This window comes from Sinomonas flava (assembly GCF_039531875.1).
GTDB classification, from domain to species: domain Bacteria; phylum Actinomycetota; class Actinomycetes; order Actinomycetales; family Micrococcaceae; genus Sinomonas; species Sinomonas flava.
On the sequence record NZ_BAAAQW010000009.1, the window covers coordinates 62,212 to 77,411 of the forward strand.

At 71.8% G+C, this 15,200-nt stretch carries 14 protein-coding genes; 8 read left to right on the forward strand and 6 right to left on the reverse strand.

Going from position 1 to position 15,200, the window contains the following annotated elements; translation table 11 throughout:
- Nucleotides 1-2: 2 nt before the first annotated feature.
- Nucleotides 3-1,112 (reverse strand): DUF475 domain-containing protein, encoded by a 1,110-nt coding sequence (locus tag ABD298_RS14745; RefSeq protein ID WP_344300507.1) that lies wholly within the window; start codon nt 1,110-1,112, stop codon nt 3-5.
- Between the two features lie 424 nt (nt 1,113-1,536).
- Between ABD298_RS14745 and ABD298_RS14750 the strand changes: the two genes are divergently transcribed.
- The 5 genes from ABD298_RS14750 to ABD298_RS14770 all read left to right on the forward strand — a co-directional run bounded on the left by ABD298_RS14750 (nt 1,537) and on the right by ABD298_RS14770 (nt 8,217).
- Nucleotides 1,537-1,875, forward strand: a complete 339-nt coding sequence (locus ABD298_RS14750) for a hypothetical protein (RefSeq protein WP_344300508.1) — start codon at nt 1,537-1,539, stop codon at nt 1,873-1,875.
- Nucleotides 1,868-2,104, forward strand: a complete 237-nt coding sequence (locus ABD298_RS14755) for a hypothetical protein (RefSeq protein WP_344300509.1) — start codon at nt 1,868-1,870, stop codon at nt 2,102-2,104. The genes ABD298_RS14750 and ABD298_RS14755 overlap by 8 nt, the downstream gene beginning before the upstream one ends.
- Before the next feature lie 241 nt (nt 2,105-2,345).
- Entirely contained in the window at nt 2,346-3,815 is a 1,470-nt protein-coding gene (locus tag ABD298_RS14760) for a DUF3375 family protein (RefSeq protein ID WP_344300584.1), read from the forward strand.
- On the forward strand, nt 3,815-4,723 hold the full coding sequence (locus tag ABD298_RS14765; protein WP_344300510.1) for a DUF4194 domain-containing protein: 909 nt from the start codon (nt 3,815-3,817) through the stop codon (nt 4,721-4,723). The genes ABD298_RS14760 and ABD298_RS14765 overlap by 1 nt, the downstream gene beginning before the upstream one ends.
- Nucleotides 4,720-8,217: an ATP-binding protein gene (locus ABD298_RS14770; protein WP_344300512.1), complete on the forward strand. Its 3,498-nt coding sequence runs from the start codon at nt 4,720-4,722 to the stop codon at nt 8,215-8,217. Before ABD298_RS14765 ends, ABD298_RS14770 begins: the two co-directional genes overlap by 4 nt.
- Nucleotides 8,218-8,269: 52 nt before the next feature.
- Here ABD298_RS14770 and ABD298_RS14775 read toward each other — a convergent pair whose 3' ends face one another.
- Both ABD298_RS14775 and ABD298_RS14780 read right to left on the reverse strand, forming a co-directional pair.
- Entirely contained in the window at nt 8,270-8,806 is a 537-nt protein-coding gene (locus ABD298_RS14775) for a TetR/AcrR family transcriptional regulator (protein ID WP_344300513.1), read from the reverse strand.
- Nucleotides 8,803-10,776 carry an MFS transporter gene (locus ABD298_RS14780; protein ID WP_344300514.1) on the reverse strand — a complete coding sequence of 658 codons (1,974 nt, stop codon included), beginning with the start codon at nt 10,774-10,776 and terminating at the stop codon, nt 8,803-8,805. The genes ABD298_RS14775 and ABD298_RS14780 overlap by 4 nt, the downstream gene beginning before the upstream one ends.
- A gap of 134 nt (nt 10,777-10,910) precedes the next feature.
- Between ABD298_RS14780 and ABD298_RS14785 the strand changes: the two genes are divergently transcribed.
- Complete coding sequence (locus ABD298_RS14785; RefSeq protein WP_344300516.1) at nt 10,911-11,762, forward strand: SGNH/GDSL hydrolase family protein; 852 nt, start codon at nt 10,911-10,913, stop codon at nt 11,760-11,762.
- Nucleotides 11,763-11,850: 88 nt separating this feature from the next.
- Nucleotides 11,851-13,044 carry a multidrug effflux MFS transporter gene (locus tag ABD298_RS14790; RefSeq protein WP_344300517.1) on the forward strand — a complete coding sequence of 398 codons (1,194 nt, stop codon included), beginning with the start codon at nt 11,851-11,853 and terminating at the stop codon, nt 13,042-13,044.
- Between the two features lie 76 nt (nt 13,045-13,120).
- On the opposite strand, the gene ABD298_RS14795 is transcribed toward ABD298_RS14790, so the two are convergent.
- Together ABD298_RS14795 and ABD298_RS14800 are read right to left on the reverse strand one after the other, a co-directional pair.
- The gene (locus ABD298_RS14795) at nt 13,121-13,510 is read right to left on the reverse strand and encodes a DUF1304 family protein (RefSeq protein ID WP_208710583.1); all 390 of its coding nucleotides are present in this window, start codon (nt 13,508-13,510) and stop codon (nt 13,121-13,123) included.
- A 33-nt stretch (nt 13,511-13,543) separates the two neighbouring features.
- Complete coding sequence (locus ABD298_RS14800) at nt 13,544-14,161, reverse strand: maleylpyruvate isomerase family mycothiol-dependent enzyme (RefSeq protein ID WP_344300518.1); 618 nt, start codon at nt 14,159-14,161, stop codon at nt 13,544-13,546.
- 84 nt (nt 14,162-14,245) lie between these two features.
- Between ABD298_RS14800 and ABD298_RS14805 the strand changes: the two genes are divergently transcribed.
- On the forward strand, nt 14,246-14,668 hold the full coding sequence (locus ABD298_RS14805) for a MarR family winged helix-turn-helix transcriptional regulator (protein ID WP_344300519.1): 423 nt from the start codon (nt 14,246-14,248) through the stop codon (nt 14,666-14,668).
- A gap of 123 nt (nt 14,669-14,791) precedes the next feature.
- Here the strand turns inward: ABD298_RS14805 and ABD298_RS14810 are convergent, their stop codons facing one another.
- Nucleotides 14,792-15,181: an antibiotic biosynthesis monooxygenase family protein gene (locus ABD298_RS14810; protein WP_344300520.1), complete on the reverse strand. Its 390-nt coding sequence runs from the start codon at nt 15,179-15,181 to the stop codon at nt 14,792-14,794.
- Nucleotides 15,182-15,200 lie beyond the last annotated feature (19 nt).

Below are 15,200 nucleotides of genomic sequence, written 5' to 3' on the forward strand. Positions count from 1 at the left end.
TCTCAGACTGTGGCCGCGGGTTCCGGCTCGCGGGCCTTGCGCCGGTTCCGGCGGACGGAGGCGACGAAGGCGGCCGCGATGAAGAAGACCCCCACGAGGCCGGTGACGACCTCGTTGACCTCGATGCCGATCGTGATCAGGAGGATGATCGCGAGGGCGCCGATCGCCCAGTGCGCGCCGTGGTCGAGGTACTCGTACTCGTCGAGGGTGCCCTGGCGGACAAGGTAGACCGTCAGCGAGCGGACGAACATGGCACCGATGAGGCCGAGACCCAGGGCGATGATGATCGGGTCGGACGTGATGGCGAAGGCGCCGATGACGCCGTCGAACGAGAACGATGCGTCAATCATCTCGAGGTACAGGAACAGCATGAATGCGGCCTTGCCTGAGACCTGGACGACCCTGTTGGGGACCCTCACATGGGTGCCGCCCGCGAGCGCCGGGATGTCCGCCGCGTCGATCTCGCCGCTGTCGTCGACGTCGAAGAGCTCGCCGAGGCCCTTGACCAGGAAGTAGGCGACCATGCCGAAGATGCCGGACATGAGGACCGCGCCCTGCAGCCCGGGACCGGAGAGCTGCCCGATCACGGCAAGCGCGATGAGGCCGACGACGAGGGACGCGCCGTTCATCCTGCCGACCTTGGCGAGGGGCATCTCGAGCCAGTGCAGCCACTTGATGTCCCGCTCCTCGAAGAAGAAGTCGAGGAAGATCATGAGCAGGAAGAGGCCGCCGAACGCCGCGATCTGAGGGTGCGCGTGGTGCAGGATGTACGCGTAGGTCCCGGGCTCCTCGATCGGGCCCTTGGCCAGTGCGAGCTGGACCGCCTCCACCGGGTTGAGCTGGGCCGTGAGGCCCACGATGAGCAGCGGGAAGAGCACGCGCATGCCGAACACGGCGATGACGATGCCCACGGTGAGGAACATCTTCTGCCAGAACGGGTTCATGCGCTCGAGGATGCGGGCGTTGACCACCGCGTTGTCGAAGCTCAGGCTAACCTCGAGGATGCCGAGCACGAGGGCGAGGAACAGAGCCTGGGGCCCGCCATAGAGGAAGGCGACGGCGAGGGCGACGAGGCTCACGCCGAACGACCACCCGAAGGTTCTCAGAAACACCGCTTGGGTACAGAGCTCCTTGTTCAAGGCCCGGGGTGCCGGGCGGCATCCAGCGTTGGCGCTGCCGACGGGCCAGGGGCGGTTCCCCCAACCAGCCACGGCCATTATGTCGCGGGGCGCCGACAGTTCTCGAACCACGCCGGGGTCCGGGCAGCTTCTGCCGGTTCAACGGGGAAGGGCGGCCCGGGGTTCCCCGACGGCGGGCCGTCCGCGCGCGGGTACCGGCGCTCGCGCTTCAGTGACGGACCGCCCTGCTGGCCCTGTCGGTCACCATCGCGATGTGAGAGACTGGAGGGTACGGCAGTCGCCGCCCGCGGTGTTTGGCTTGCTCCGCGCCCCGCACCTGTTACCCGTCTCCCCCCCGAGAATGACGTCGCCGGCCTCGGCTGCATCCTCGTTTCCACACTAGGAAGCAGCCCGCCCCATGGAACAACACGACCGTCACATCTACCGGCGGATGATTGAGAATGCCGCCTCCGGCCTCGTCACTGACTCCGAACTCAGACTCTCAGTGCACCGTCTTGGCGGTTGGACGGAGAACGGCTGGTGGGAAGCTGCCATCTGCCGCCCGGAGGACACCGAGTCTCTCATGAGAGGTGACCTGGTCACCGGCACACACCTGACCTTCGAGGACCGCACGGAGCTCATGGGTTGGCTGGCCGCGATCGGTGCCGTCCCGGCCGATGCCATCCCGGTGCGATGGGAGGCGCTCGCTGGCTTCACCTGCGCAGTCGCGCTTTCACAGGGAACCCATGATGAATGAGCTGGAGGCGTCGCTGATCGTGCGTGCCGGGGCAGAGCTGCTGAACGCTGCTTCCTCTGACCCTCGCTCCGATGAGGGCTACCAAATCGTGAGGGCGAACCTCTCGGCTGCGCTCGATTCCATGGCGGACGCTCTGCAGAACTTCGAGGGAACTGCGCCTGCTCCCAATCGATCGGGAGGCTGGCTCGAAGACCTGCGCCGCGTGGCCGACGATCTGGCGGGCCGTTAGGGTCAGCGCAGCAGCCGGAATCCCACCGCGGACCCCCGGCGTTGGACTGCCCGCGCGGGCCGGCCGACTGGTGTCGCTAGACTGGTCTGCCGTGCCCGAATCCACGCCTCCGCCGACGCTCCGCGCAAGCGTGCCCGAGCGCGGGATCGGCAGGGCCGCCAGTCGGGCAACCCGCTCCGGCGGGCCAGCACCCCGGCCCCGAGGTGCGGCGACCGCCAGAGGTGGGGCAGCGCCGTCGCCCATGCTGGCCCGGCTCGCGGAACTCGAGGCGCTCCACCACGGCCCAGCGTGGGCGCTCACGCGGTCGGCCCCGTGGACCATCGCAGCGCTGCAGACTGCCTTCTCGCGCAACCGGCCGCAGGTGGAGCTCGAGGCGTTCCACGACGAGCTCGGGGCGTTCCTCGAGGACCTGCGGTCCCGGGATGCCGCGGCCGGCCAGGCGCCCACGGCCGGGGCTGCGACCGCCCGTGCCGTCGCCGATGACTGGACCCGCCGGCGCTTCCTCACCCGCCGCGCGCAGGGCGGCCGGATCGTGTACGAGCTCACCGAGGCCACGGCCCGCGTGCTCGCGTTCCTCGAGTCGCTCTCCTCCGACCGCTCCACGCTCACGGGTTCGCGCCTCGGGACGCTCCTCGGCGACGTCGAGAAGCTCGCACGGGAGACCAACCCGGACACCTCGGCGCGGATCGAGGCGCTCGAGGCGGAGATCGAGGAACGGAGTGAACTCGTCCGCCAGCTGCGCGCCGGCGAGCAGACAGGCGGCCTCGACAGCGACACCGCGCTCGAGGCTGCCGAGAACATCCTCGACCTCGCCGCCGGCCTCCCTGCCGACTTCAAGCGCATGCGCGCCACGCTCGAGGACTCTGTGGGCCAGCTGCGCAACCAGATCATCGAGGAGTCCCTCACGAAGGGCGCCACGATGGCCCAGGTCCTCGAGGCCGACCGCCGGCTGCGCGCCTCGAGCGAGGGACGCACCTTCCGCTCATTCACCGCGTTCCTTGAGGACCCAGAGCAGCAGCTGCGGTTCCGTTCCGCCATCGCCGAAGTCCTATCACGCGATTTCGCCGACGGCCTCGACCACGAAGAGCGCGAGACGCTCCGCCACCTCGTCATTGAGCTGCGGGAGTCGCATTCGCAGATCCAGCGCATCTACGGCAAGCTCTCCGAAAGCCTCAACACGTACGTCCAGAGCGACGACTACCGCCAGTCCGTCCGCCTCCGTGATGCGATCCGGCGTGCGGAGCAGGCCATCCGGCGGCTCCCCTATGCCCGGGAGGAGTCCGGGTTCGCGCCGGGGCCGGAGCTGTTCGGCGCGGAGTTCGAGTCGCTGTCCATGGTCAAACTCTTCGACCCTGACGAGCTCGCCCCGCCGCCCCGTCTCGCCGAGCCCATCAGGTTCGGCGGCCAGGAGCGGGCGCGGTCGGCGCGCACCGCGAAGGCGCGGGCGGCGACGCTGAGGCAGGCGGTCGCCGTCGCCCTCGAAGCGGGCGGCGGAGAGGCCAGGCTCTCCGAGGTGTGGGAGCAGATGCCGACCGAGGAACAGCACATCAACTCGATCCGCGCCCTGCTCGGCCACCTGCTCCATGAGGGCGTGCCCCTCGACCGTTCCGGCTGGGCGGCGCTCGACTTCGGCCAGGTCGACGGGAGCCGGCGCACCGCGTACGTCCCGGACGCGACGATCACCCGCGCTTCGCGCGAGGAGGAGAACTAATGGACACGACCGCCGAGGTCACCGCGTCTGACGCCGAGGTCACCCCGTCTGACGCCGAGGTCACCGCAGAGCACGCGTACTCGACGGGATCGGCCCTCTACGACGGCGACACCGGAGCCCTCCCGCTCCGGGTCCGCCAAGTCCTGGTCAGGCTCCTCAAGGGCCCCTACCTCGACGGCGCCCGCGACGAGAAGGCCTGGACGACGCTCCTCGACCATCAGGAGATCCTCCGGTCGCGCCTGTCTGAGCTCTTCCTCCGCCTGCAGATCGACCACGAGCGGAAGGTCGCGGTCCTCCGGCCCGTCGACCCGGAGCTGCTCGGGACGGCGTCGCGCGCGACGGTCCTGCGCCAGCAGCGGGCCCTGAGCCGCGTCGAGACGATCCTGGTGCTGCGGCTCCGCCTGCTCCTCGACCGGCACGCCACCGCCCAGACCGAGCCGACGGTCACGCTGGAGGAGCTCGCCGACGTCGTTGCCCACTACCAGCCCGCCGAGGAGCAGGACGCCCTCCGCGATGCGGACACCCTGGGCCGTGCCGTCGCCAAGCTGCAGGCGCGCAGACTCCTCATCCCGACTGCCCTCGACGACGTGTACCTCATCTCCAATGCCCTCCCGCTCGCGCTGCCCTTCGACACCATCGGTGATGTGACCCGCCACCTCGAGGCGGTCGCCGCCGCGGGGCCCGTCCGGGATGAAGTGTCCGCGCACGACGCCGGCCAGCTCGCCCTGGGCGTCGACGGCGCCGCCCCCTCGGCGGAGGAAGAAGGTGACCTCGGCGTCACTGGGGATGACCTCGGCGTCACTGGGGGTGACCTCGGGCCCACAGGGGGTGACCTCGGGGCCACTGGGGATGACCTCGGCGTCACTGGGGGTGACCTCAGCGTCGAGGGGCAGGAGGCCTTCCTGTGAGCATCGCGGCCATGCTCCCGCTCGGCACCGAGGTCAACCCGGGCCAGTACCGCCTCGCCCTCGTCCAGGTGGTCAACTGGGGCACCTTCCACGGAGCCCACACGATGCACGTCGACCGGGGCGGCACGATGCTCACCGGCAACTCGGGCGTGGGCAAGTCGACCCTGTTCGACGCGATCGCTCGCGTCTTCGACGCGCGCCCGCGCTCGAACGAGGCCGCCGCCGCCCGCACGGGCCACAGTGAGGACCGCCGCACCACCTACACGTACATGCGCGGCAAGGTCGGCGACGTGGCCGTCGGCGAGGGCCAGGCGAGCGCGTTCCAGCGGCCCGGGGCGACCTGGAGCGCCGTCGCCCTCACGTTCGACAACGCCGCCGGCACCCGCCACACGCTCACTGCCCTGTTCGACCTGCCCAAGAACGGTACGGAGTCCAGCCTCGGCCGCTTCTACCTCATCGACTCGGTTCCCCTGGACGTCCAAGCGCTGGAGGGCCTCGCGGGCGAGGGGCAGGGCCGCCGCTTCACGAAGTCCGCCCTCGAGGCGCTCTTCCCCAACGCGCAGGTCTTCGACGTCCACAAGACGTTCGCCGAGCGCTTCCGCCGCCTCCTCGGCATCTCAAGCGACCAGGCGCTCCCGCTCCTGCGCGTCATCCAGGCCGGCAAGGGCCTGGGCGGCAGCGTGAACAGCTTCTTCCGCGACCAGGTCCTCGACCCTCCGGCCACCCTCGCCGCTGCCGACGAGGTGGTCGAGGAGTTCAGCAACCTCATGTCCATCCGCGCACGGCTCGAGGACGTGCGCCTCCAGCGCGACCAGCTCGCCCCCGTCCCGGCGCTCAACGGCGAGCACGCTGCTGCGCTCGAGGAGGCGGCGGGGCTGCGCGAACTCGCCGCGGGGCCGTTCGACGCAGTCCGGCAGGCCCACGCCGTCACGGTCCAGGAGCGACTCCTCGCCGGGATCAAGGCCAGCGCCCAGGCCAAGGCCGCGGAGCTCGCTGCGGAGCGGCAGCGCCGGGATGCCCTCGCGGCGGAGCTGCGCTCCCTCGAGGCCGAGTACAACAACGCCGGCGGCAACCAGATCGCCACGCTCGAGCAGGCCCGCGACAACGCCGCCGTGGGCCTGCGCCTGCGGCGCGAGGTCGAGGAGGCAGCCCGGGCGGGAATGCGCGACGCCGGCCTCGACCTCCCGTTCTCGGCCGAGGGCTGGGCGGCCGCCCACCAGCAGGCGGCCGAGGCCCTGGACGCCCTCGAGGGTGACAGCGCGGCGCTCAAGGAGGCCCGCTTCGAGGCGTTCGAGGCACAGGCCACCGCCAAGCGCGCACTCGCCGAAGCGCGCGGCGAACTCGCGGCGATGTCCTCGAGCAAGAGCCTCCTGCCGCCCTCGGCCGTGGAGAACCGCTCCCGCATCGCGCAGGCCCTGGGCTTGGCCGAGGAGGAGATGCCGTTCGGCGGCGAGCTCGTGGACCTGGCCGACGGCGAGGAGCGCTGGCGGCCCGCTGCGGAGCGGGCGCTGCGCTCGCTCGCAACGACGCTGCTCGTTCCCGGGCGCCACTTCGCCGCGGTGACGCGCTGGCTCGACGCGAATCCGGTCCGCGGGGCGCTGCGCGCCGTCGACCTCTCAGCCCGCGTCCCGGGCGCCGAGCTCGCACTCGCCCAGGTGCGCGACGGCGACCTCCTCACCAAGCTGCAGTTCCGGGACGCCGCCGCGTCCCCCGCGGCCTCGGGGAGCCCGGCCGATCCCGCCGACGACCCGGCCCAGTACCTCCGAGAGCGCATTGCCGCGGACTTCGCGTTCCCATGCGTCGAGGACCCGGACGAGCTCGCCGGCCTCGAGCGGGGCCTGAGCCTCGGCGGGGTGGTCAAGCGCGGCCGTGGCACGGTCGAGAAGGACGATCGGTTCGCCGCCCGCGCGGACTTCGTGCTCGGGTTCGACAACGGGGCCAAGGTCGAGCTCCTGGCCTCTCGGGTCCTCGAGCTCGAGAGCGCGCTCGCCGGCGCGGCCGAGGCTGCGCAGGCGAGCGAGGATTCGCACCAGGGCGTCGCCCGCCGGATCGAGGCGCTCCGGCGCGTCGCGCAGGACGAGCGGCCGTGGGAGGAGGTCTCCTCCGCCGTCGCCGAAGACGAGCTGGCGCGGATCGAGGACCGCCTCAGGGACGCCCTCGCCGCCCAGAGCGACCTCGAGCCGCTGCGGGCCAAGGTCGAGGCGGCCCGCGCCGAGCACCAGGCATCCACCGAGGCCGCAGCCGTCCTCGGCAGCGAGTACCGCCAGCTCGACAGCCAGCTCTCGGCCGCCGACCGCGTTCTCGACGCCGCGCGCTCGCGGCTGGCGGCAGCACCGCCGTCGGACGCGGCGACCGGCACGCTCGCGCCGCTCTTCGCCGAGTTCGGCGAGCCCGACGACCAGCACGACCTCGAACGCATCGCCGCGGAGGTCCAGGCCCAGCTCGCGGCCAGGATCCACGCCGCCGTGAGCCGCGCGCAGGCCGCCGCCGAGCGGCTCACACGCATCTTCGAACAGTTCCAGCGGGACTGGGGATCGGTCGTCTCGGCGGACCACGGCACCTCCGTTGCGGCGGCGGCCGCCTTCGAGGCCCGCTACCACCAGATCGTGACCGAGGGCCTGCCCGCGCAGGAGGCGCAGTTCCGGGAGTTCTTCGCCCAGCGCACGCACGAGTCCTTCTCAACCCTGCTCCACCTCCTGGACGAAGAGCGCCGCGGGATCGCCGCGCGCATCCTGCCGCTGAACTCGATCCTCGCCGGCGTGGACTTCCACGAGGGCTCCTACCTCGAGCTGGACATCCGCCAGACCGTCCCCGCCTCCGCGAAGCAGTTCAAGGACGCGATCGTCTCGGCGCTCAAGGCGCGCCACGCGCCGTCGGCCGTCTCGGCGTCAGCGTCGGGTCACGGCACGCACGACGGCGCGGGCTCGCCTGGCGAGGACCAGCTCACCATCCGCTACAAGACCCTCGAGGGCCTCGTGAAGCGGCTCGCGTCCCAGACGCCCGAGGACCGCCGGTGGCGCGCGGAGGTCCTCGACACGAGGACCCACGTGTTCATCTCGTGCAAGGAGCACCGGGTTTCCCGGGACGCGGCGACAGGAGAGCCGCGCGACGAGGTGTTCGTGCACGCCGACACCGGTTCCATGTCCGGAGGGGAGCGGCAGCGCTTCACCGCGTTCATCATGGCCGCTGCCCTGAGCTACCAGCTGGGCATCGCCGAGCAGGGGTTCACGAGCTACGGGACGGTCATGATGGACGAGGCCTTCGTGCTCGCGTCCGAGGAGTTCGCCGGGGCCGGCATCTCGGCGCTGCACGAGTTCGGGTTCCAGCTGCTGCTCGCCGCGCCGGAGAACGTCATCGACCTCTCGCGATATCTGGGCTCGGTCACGGAGATCCTGCGGGACAAGCGGACCAACAGGTCGGGCCTCATCGAGGGGCCGGCGGTCCCGGGCGGCCCGGCGTCGCAGGCGAACCCGGTCGACATCGTGCTGCGCTGACGCCGGGGTGGCGTCGCCCATCGCCCGCCGACCGCCGAACACCCCGCCGGGCTCACGGGACCCGGTCGATCTCCGCCTGGACGATCGCGCCGTAGTGCCGCACGGCGTCGTCGAAATGCCACCCGGGCGCCGCGAGCAGCCCGAGCGTGCGGGTGCCCTCCGCGAGCCCGAGCATGAGCGCGCACACCACCTCGGCGTGCCGGCGGCCCGGTGAGGTGTCGCCCATGAGGTCCGCCATCCAGGCCAGGAGCTGCTCGCGGGTCGCGTCCCGGGCGGCCTCCGAATCGGGCAGCTCCCGGACATTGCGGGACATCGTGGTCCACGGCTCCGGCAGCCCCCGCTCGCGCCGCATGAGAACGCGGAACACGAGGGCCTCCCCGAGCTCGGAGCGCGGCGCGGTGATGGCGTGGGTGAGGGCGTCGTCGGGACGGGTCTGGGCGAAGAGCTGCTCCTTGGACCCGAAGTGCTTGATCACGAGTGCGGGCGAGCAGCCGGCCGCCGCCGCGATCTCCCGCACCGTGACAGCCCGGTAGCCCCGCGCCCCGAACAGCCCGTGCGCGGCGGCGAGGATGGCCTCCCGCGCGCTCACCCCGTCACCCAGTCGAGCTGCTGCGAGCGCGTCTCGATGTGCACCTTGCGGGCCTGGGCGCGCTCGGTCGCGGGGTCGAGCAGGCTCACGACGTACCGTCCCGCCGGGGGCAGCAGGAGGCGGTAGCGGCCGTCGTCGTCCGTGCGGGCCGTGCCCTCGAACGCGCCTTCCCAGCCCACGACGGAGACGACCGCCCCGCGCACCGCTGCACCGGCGGCGTCGTGCACCACCCCGTGCAGCGCCTGCTCCTCGCCGAGCAGCAGCTCGTGCGGCGTCTCCGGCTCGAGCCGCACGACCTGGGCCGACGGCGCCCAGCCTGGCGCGGTCGCGACCGCGAGATACTGCCCGGCCTCGGGGACCGCGACCGAGAACCTTCCCTCGGTGTCGATCCGCGCCCAGTCCATGGGCGTGCCGTCGAGCGTGAGCACGGTGACGAGCCCGCGCGTTGCTGGCGCCCCGGCCCCCGTGCGGAGGATTCCGCGCACGACGACGTCGCCGCCTTCGCGCGCCGCGTGCACCGTCGTGGGGGCCGGCTTGGGGACGAACCAGACGACGGCGATGGCGCCGAGCGCGGCCGCGGCGGCCATCCAGTACACGTCGTGGAAGGCATCGGCGGAGGGGAAGGCAACGCCCCCGCGGTGCACCACGACGGTGGAGAGGAACGCGGCCACCGCGGCGCTCGAGGCCGAGGTCCCGACCGCGCGCAGGAGCGCGTTGAGCCCGTTCGCGCTCGCCGTCTCGGTGACGGGCACGGAGCCCATGATGAGGGTCGGCATGGGTGCGTACGCGATCGCGGTGCCGATGCTGACGAGGGTCGCGCCGATCGCGACCTCGAGTACTGACCCGGAGAAGAAGACCCGGAACACGTAGCTCACGGCGAGGACCGCTGCGCCGATGATGAGCGTGAGGCGGCCGCCGAGCCGGTTGATCATGGCACCCGAGACCGGTGCGAAGACGGCCATGACCAGGCCGGACGGGACCATGACCAGGCCGGCCTCGAGCACGGTGAGGCCGAACCCGTAGCCGGTCGCGGTGGGGAACTGGAGCTGCTGCGAGGCCAGGAGGAGGTTCGCGAACATCGAGAAGCCCACGAGGACCGAGGCGATGTTCGTCAGCAGCACCGGCCGGCGGGCGGACGTGCGCAGGTCCACCATCGGGGCGCCGATCCGCAGCTCGTAGGGGAACCACACCGCGAGCAGCGCTGCGGCGGCGAGGAAGAGGCCGAGGACTGCCGGGCTCCCCCAGCCCCACGTGCCGCCCTTCGTCACCGCGAGCAGCAGCGCGACGAGGGCGGCGGAGAGCAGGAGCGCGCCGGGGAGGTCGAAGCGGCCGGGCGTCTTGACCCGCGACTCGGGGATGCTGCTGAGGATCGCGGCGAACATCGCCACGCCGGCCGCGCCGGTGACCCAGAAGAGGCTCTGCCACCCGAGGTTGTCGTAGATGACGCCGGCGAGCGGCAGGCCCAGCGCCCCGCCGATCCCGAGCGTCGCGGACATGAGGGCGACCGCGCCGCCCACCTTCTTCGGGGGGAGCTCGTCCCGCATGATGCTGATCCCCACCGGGATGAGCGAGGCCGAGAAGCCCTGCAGAGCCCGCCCGACGATGACCCAGGCGAACCCGACCCCCACGGCCGCGACCACGGAGCCCGCGATCATGACGCCGAGGCACACGAGCATCATGAGCTTCTTCCCGAACATGTCAGCAAGCTTGGACACGATCGGGGTCGCGACGGCGGCGGTCAGGAGGGTCGCGGTCACGAGCCACGAGGCGTCCTCCGGGGAGACGCCGAGGATCTTCGGGAAGTCCGGCAGGAGCGGGACGACGAGCGTCTGCTGCAGGGCGACCAGCGTTCCCGAGAGGGACAGCACCAGCGTGAGCAGCCACGGCGCACGACGGCGCCCGGCCGGCGCGCTGCTGTCGTGGCGCTCGGGCGCGGCGGGGGTGGGGGCGGCGTGCGGGGAGGTGCTCATGGGCTCCTTCGGCGCTGGGAAGGGTGAACGTGTGTTTACCTCCAAGGGTAAACGCACGTTCACCCCTGCGGCATGTCGCCTCGCGTTAACCCGGGCGTCGGCCGCGCGTGGCCTGCCGCGCCTAGACTCCCGGCGTGGCTGAGCGCGTGTCCGGGAGTCGGAGGAGGTTCGTCGCCCTGGGCGACTCCTTCACCGAGGGCGTGGGGGATTGGAATCCCCTCCTGCCCAACGGAGTCCGCGGCTGGGCCGACCGCGTCGCCGAGAAGCTCGCCAAGGCCGAGAAGGGCTGGGAGTACGCGAACCTCGCGGTGCGCTCGAAGCGGCTGCGGCAGATCATCGCGGACCAGCTCGAGCCGGCCCTCGCGATGGAGCCGACCCTCGTCACGCTCTACGCCGGCGGGAACGACATCCTCGACCTCGGCACCGACATGGACGACCTGCTCGCGGAGTACAGCGGACTCGCCCGGGCCCTCGCCGGGACGGGCGCCACGCTGGTCCTCTTCACCGGCTACGACGTCAAGGTCAACCCTCTCCTCGAGCCCCTCAAGCGCCGCAACTGGCAGTACAACGCCCATGTGCGCGAGCTGGCGCGCGAACTCGAGGCCGTGCTCGTGGACTACTGGTGCTTCGACGAGTACGCCGACCGGCGCATGTGGGACTCCGACCGCCTCCACATGTCCAAGGCGGGCCACAAGTTCCTCGCGCGCCAGGTTCTGGACCACCTCGGGGTCCCGCACCGCATGGAGCCCAAGGAATGGGAGGAGCCCGCGCGCCGCACCGCCCGCGAATGGGTGTCGCAGCAGCGCACGTGGCTGCAGGACTGGGTCGTGCCCCTCATCGGGCGCAAGCTGCGCGGCGTGACCCTCGGCGACTACCTCGAGCCCCGCTGGCCCGAGCCCGTCAAGGTCCCGCGCAAGGGCGGGCTGCGACGGTACGTCGAGGAGCACCCCGAGGTCCTTGCCCGGACCCCGGGCTGGCTTTCCTAGCTCTAGTTGCCAGAGCCTGGAGCGTCATGAACGGGCAGACCGCCTAGGCTTGTCGGGTGCCTGACGTCTCAACCACCTTCTTGCAGCGATGCCCGCGCACGCGCTGAACCGCAGTGGCGGCATCAGCGCGGGCTGGCTCCTCGTCCTCGCCTTCCTCGCGACGGCCGCGCCGCTTTCGACCGACCTGTACCTGCCCGGGTTCCCGCGCGTGCAGCAGGAGTTCGCCGCCACGGCGTCGGGCGTGCAGCTGACGCTGACCGGCTTCCTGCTCGGGATGGCGGTGGGCCAGCTCGTGTTCGGCTCGCTCTCGGACCGGTTCGGCCGGCTGCGGCCGCTGCTGGTGGGGAACGTCGGTGCGATCGCGTCGAGCGTGGTCGCGGCGATCGCGCCGAGCCTCGAGGTGCTCGTCGCGGGCCGGCTCTTCCAGGGCCTGTGCGGCGCGGCGGGGATCGTGATCGCGCGGGCCATCATCGTGGACCTCACGAAGGGCCACGAGACGGCCCGGACCATGAGCCTCATGATGACCGTGGGAGGCGTCGCCCCGGTCCTCGCGCCGTCGATCGGCGCGCTCCTCGAGGGGCCGATCGGATGGCGCGGCATCATGTGGGTCCTCGCGCTCGTGTTCGCCCTCATGATGCTGAGCGTCTCGACGGTCTTCCGCGAGACCCTCCCGCCCGAAGCCCGCGGGAAGCACAGCCTCGCGGGCGGGTTCGCCCAGCTGTTCCGCGTCCCCCGGTACCTCGGCTTCGCAGCGCTGTTCGCCACGACCTTCGCGGTGATGATGGCCTACATCTCCGCGAGCTCCTTTGTCTACCAGAACGTGATGGGCTTCTCCGCCGTCGCGTACGGCGTCCTGTTCGGCGCGAACGCCGTGGGCCTCATCACCTCCGGCTACGTCTCGTCCCGGCTCGTGCGGCGGTTCGGCGCCCAGGCGATGATCGGGGTGGCCGTCCCGGTCCTGCTCGCGGCCTCCATCGCGATCCTTGCCGTGTCGCTCCTTCCCGGGCCCCGTTGGGTCCTCGCCATCCCGATCTGGGTCGCGGTGACGAGCGTCGGGTTCGTCATGGGCAACTCATCGGCCCTCGCGCTCGGGGAGGTGCGGCACGTCTCCGGCAGCGGCTCGGCCCTCCTCGGCGCCTCGCAGTTCGTGTTCGGTGCCGTGGTGTCCCCGCTGCCGGGCCTCGCGGGTGAGGACTCCGCGGTCCCGATGGCCCTCGTCATGACGGCCGCAGCCGCCGCGGCGGCGGTGCTGGTCGCCGTCCTGCGCAGGCACCGGGACTGATTGGGGCCTGCGCTTCCGGCAGCCCCGCCCCGCCGCCGCGGCGCGCGCCAGCGCCGTCCAAGCGGTAACGCGCGGGTCACCCCGCGACGGCGAACGCCACGAGCCCCACGAGCGGCAGCGAGGCCTGGCCGATCGCGCTGCCCCACAGCCTCCTCTCGGTGACGCCAAGCCACGGGCCGAGAAGCAGGTTGGCCGCGAGCGTGTACACGACGATCCCGACGCCCATGCCGTGCACGAGGCCGGTCCCCGCGTTGGCCATCCACAGCCCGGACGCGATGCCGGCGGCCGTGACGATGTTGACCGCGCCGATGTTCTGGGCCCACATGCGCACGGCACCCTCGGTTCCCGGGTCCACGTAGAAGATGGGCCGGAAGCGCTGGTCTCCGTAGAAGCGGATTTCGAGGATCCCGACGACCACGAGGATGAGGGCGGACAGCCCCGCGGCGATCTGGGTGACGAGGTTCATGGCGGCCTCCTCGGGCCTGGTCCTGCCTGGGAACTACAGAAGTGCCGCTCCGGGCCCGGCGAGGCGGTGCAGCCACGCCCGTCGGCCCGTGAGCAGCGTCAGGAGGGCCTCGATGGGCCCCTCGACGGCAGGGCCGTCGCCGGCCTGCCAGTCCACGTCGGTGGCGCGTAGGCCGAAGCCAGCCAGCCGGCGTCGTGCGTTGAAGGGGAAGGCGACCCGCCACACCTGCTCCGCGCACGCGATCGCCGCGTCGACGGGCATGCGGTGTGCGAGGCCGAGGGGGATCGCGATGTCCTGGGTGTGGACGAGGACGTCGAGCAGCGGCGTGACGCCTCCGGTCCCGGGCGCACGACGGCGCGAGGCCGCCAGCCGCCGGTAGTCGCCGAGGATCTGGGTCACCGGGGCGGAGCCGCGCCGCTGGCCCTCGAGGAGGTTCATCCGGTCGAAGCCGCCGCGGGCGCGGGCGAACGCCGCGGCCTCGCCCAGGACACCGGTCTGCGCTGCCGAGATGACGTGCGCGGCGACGTCCCGCACGCGCCAGCCGGGGCAGAGGCTCGGGGAGTCCCACTGCTCGGGCGTGAGGCCGGAGAGGAGGCTCGCGAGCGAGCCGCGCTCGGCGTGGACGTGGGCCCAGAGTTCGTCACCGTGCATCGGGCGCTCCTTGCAGGGATCTGCAGCAGAAGAAGTACGATTTCCTGACAAATTATGGTCAGGAATGCTGACTATAATCAAGGGGTGACGCTGAACATCGGACTGCTCCTCTACATCCCGTACCGCGCTCTCGAGGACCGGGTCTTCGAGGCGGTCACGGCCGCCGGGTTCACAGACATCACGATGGCGCAGTCCCGCGTGTTCCAGCGGATCTCCCAGCACGGCTCGCGCGTGACCGAGCTCGCCGACCGGGCCAAGGTCACGAAGCAGACGGCGAGCGCCCTCGTCCAGGCCCTCGAGGATGCCGGGTACGTGGAGCGCGTGCCCGATCCCACCGACGCACGGGCCTCGCTGGTCCGGGTCGCGTCGCGTGGGGCGGCGGCGACGGACGCCGCACGCGCCGAGATCGAGCGGATCGAGGCCGAATGGCGCCGGGAGCTGGGAGCCTCGCGCTATGACCGACTGGTGCGGGACCTCGAGGTGCTGCAGGGGCTCACGGACGCCTGACGGGCGCGGGCAGTCTCAGCCGTGCCGGCCGACCGACCCCGGCTTCCGCGCCTCAGGTTCCGGACATCGCCACGCGCCGTGGCGCTCGGCGATGTCCGGAACCTGGGGCGGTGTGAGCGTGGACTACTTCCCGAGGTCGGCGGGCTCGAAGCTCCACAGCTCGGCCGAGACGCCGACGGGGCGCTGCCGCCCGGCGTCCCCGGCCTCTGCGTCTCGGGCCTCTGCGTCTCGGGCCTCGGGCCCACCTCCGGTCTGGGCCGCGCCTTCGGTCCCCACCGGCCGCCCGTGCCCGTGCCCGAACGACGCGGAGTTCTTCCACGCCTCGAAGCTCTCCTCGTCGGCCCACCGTGTCACGACGAGCCAGACGTTGCGACCATCCGTGGGCTGCAGCAGTTCGAACCCCTCGAATCCGGACACGCCGTCCACGGCGCCGGCGCGGGCGGCGAAGCGGCGGGCGAGTTCGTCGCCGGAGTCGGCGGGGACGGTGATGGCGTTGATCTTCACGATGCTCATGGCCCGATCCTCGCAGGTG

Coding starts and splice junctions, on each gene's coding strand:
- ABD298_RS14810 (WP_344300520.1), bottom strand. CDS start 15,181: ATGAGCATCGTGAAGATCAACGCCATCACCGTCCCCGCCGACTCCGGC.
- ABD298_RS14780 (WP_344300514.1), bottom strand. CDS start 10,776: ATGAGCACCTCCCCGCACGCCGCCCCCACCCCCGCCGCGCCCGAGCGC.
- ABD298_RS14750 (WP_344300508.1), top strand. CDS start 1,537: ATGGAACAACACGACCGTCACATCTACCGGCGGATGATTGAGAATGCC.
- ABD298_RS14800 (WP_344300518.1), bottom strand. CDS start 14,161: ATGCACGGTGACGAACTCTGGGCCCACGTCCACGCCGAGCGCGGCTCG.
- ABD298_RS14795 (WP_208710583.1), bottom strand. CDS start 13,510: ATGAACCTCGTCACCCAGATCGCCGCGGGGCTGTCCGCCCTCATCCTC.
- ABD298_RS14765 (WP_344300510.1), top strand. CDS start 3,815: ATGGACACGACCGCCGAGGTCACCGCGTCTGACGCCGAGGTCACCCCG.
- ABD298_RS14790 (WP_344300517.1), top strand. CDS start 11,851: ATGCCCGCGCACGCGCTGAACCGCAGTGGCGGCATCAGCGCGGGCTGG.
- ABD298_RS14755 (WP_344300509.1), top strand. CDS start 1,868: ATGAATGAGCTGGAGGCGTCGCTGATCGTGCGTGCCGGGGCAGAGCTG.
- ABD298_RS14760 (WP_344300584.1), top strand. CDS start 2,346: ATGCTGGCCCGGCTCGCGGAACTCGAGGCGCTCCACCACGGCCCAGCG.